The organism is Citromicrobium bathyomarinum (assembly GCF_021021475.1).
Lineage (GTDB): Bacteria > Pseudomonadota > Alphaproteobacteria > Sphingomonadales > Sphingomonadaceae > Alteriqipengyuania > Alteriqipengyuania bathyomarina.
Map to the genome: position 1 here is coordinate 1 of NZ_JAINWL010000012.1, position 428 is coordinate 428.

Here is a 428-nt window from a genome sequence, read left to right on the forward strand (position 1 = left end):
ATGCATCGATTGATATTGCTATTGTGTGTGCTGGTTTTGTCGGGGTGCGGTTCTCGTGAGCCGTTGGTATCGACGGACCGTATGACGGTGGTGGAGGCTGCGGATGGGCTGCCTATTCCCAATCGGGATGATCTGGTGGCGCCGGATCGTCCTGCGCTGATTGGTCCGCTGGACACGATCCGGATCGAGGTATTCAACTATCCCGAGTTCACGCGCGATGTGCAGGTGGATGCGAGCGGGCGGATTGCGCTGCCGTTTCTGGGCACGGTCGAGGCTGGCGGCAAGACCGCGGGCGAGCTGGCGATGGATGTGGAGCGGGCGCTGGATGCGCGTTACGTGCGCGATCCGGAGGTGACAGTGAACATCGTCAACTCGGTCAGCCAGGTGGTGACCGTGTCGGGCGAGGTCGAGACCCCGGGCCTGTATCC

At 62.4% G+C, this 428-nt stretch carries 1 protein-coding gene; it reads left to right on the forward strand.

Annotated elements, in window-relative coordinates:
• Positions 1–81 precede the first annotated feature (81 nt).
• Positions 82–428, forward strand: a 347-nt coding sequence (locus tag K7H93_RS15920) for a polysaccharide biosynthesis/export family protein (protein ID WP_230784449.1), incomplete at its 3' end; no start/stop codon positions are given.